Source organism: Amycolatopsis sp. NPDC050768 (assembly GCF_040654155.1).
Lineage (GTDB): Bacteria > Actinomycetota > Actinomycetes > Mycobacteriales > Pseudonocardiaceae > Amycolatopsis.
On the sequence record NZ_JBFAHL010000053.1, the window covers coordinates 1 to 1,136 of the forward strand.

Annotated in this window: 1 protein-coding gene; it reads left to right on the forward strand. The window is 62.1% G+C overall.

Annotation, left to right across the window (positions count from 1 at the left end; translation table 11 throughout):
• Positions 1-56 precede the first annotated feature (56 nt).
• Entirely contained in the window at positions 57-1,136 is a 1,080-nt protein-coding gene (locus tag AB0H62_RS51240; RefSeq protein ID WP_360593018.1) for an IS630 family transposase, read from the forward strand.

Consider the following 1,136-nt stretch of genomic DNA (forward strand, 5'->3'; position numbering starts at 1 on the left):
CTAGTGTTGCGTGTCGTTGATTGATTTACGTCTGTGGTGTTGAGAGAATCACAGTCATGTACGTGGCCTCGGCGTTGGAGTTGCGTGATGGTGATCGGGAACGGCTTCGGGCGGTGACCAGGTCCACGACGGCTTCGGCTGGGCTTGTCCAGCGGGCCAGGATCGTGTTGCTGGCCTCCGATGGTGTTCCCAATACTGAGATCGCTGCCCGAACCGGCTCGACGAGGCCGACGGTGCTCAAGTGGCGTGGCCGCTACGAGGACGCCGGAATCGTCGGCTTGGGTGACCTGCCGCGGCCAGGGCGGGCGCCGGAGATCGACGAGGTCTCCGTGCTAGCGGAAACCTTGGCAGACAAGGGGAAACCACCGGCAGAGTTGGGGGTGACGCACTGGTCGTCACGGCTGATGGCGACTCGGCTGGGAATCTCCTTCGCGACGGTGGCGCGGATCTGGCGGAAGTGGAACATTCAGCCCCATCGGATCGAGACATTCAAGTTCTCCACCGACCCCGAACTGGAGCCCAAGATCCGCGATGTCGTGGGTCTGTATCTCAACCCTCCGGCGAACGCGGTCGTGGTCAGCGTAGACGAGAAATCCCAAATCCAAGCCCTGGACCGGACCCAGCTGGCGTTGCCGCTGCGCCCGGGACTGCCCGAACGACAAACCCACGACTACGTCCGCCACGGCACCACCACCCTCTTCGCCGCGCTGGAGGTCGCCACCGGCAGGATCAGCGCCGACGCCTGCTATCCGCGCCACAGCAACGTCGAGTTCCTTGCCTTCCTCAAAAGAGTCGCCAAGGCCCACCCGCGGGTCAAGCTGCACATCGTGGTCGACAACTACGCCACCCACAAACACCCCGAGATCCAAAAATGGCTGGACAAGAACACGCGGATCACCCTGCACTTCACGCCCACCAGCTGCTCCTGGCTGAACATGGTCGAAATCTTCTTCGGCATCATCACCCGCCAAGCCATCCGCCGCGGCACCTTCACCAGCGTCAGCGACCTCGAAACCGCCATCCGCGACTTCATCGACGCCTACAACGACCGCGCCAAACCCTTCACCTGGACCGCCACCGACGACGACATCATCACCAAAATCAACCGTAAAATTACTTCAGACACGCGACACTAG

Excerpts from the sequence above, each read along its gene's own strand:
- AB0H62_RS51240 (WP_360593018.1), top strand. The coding sequence starts at position 57 with ATGTACGTGGCCTCGGCGTTGGAGTTGCGTGATGGTGATCGGGAACGG.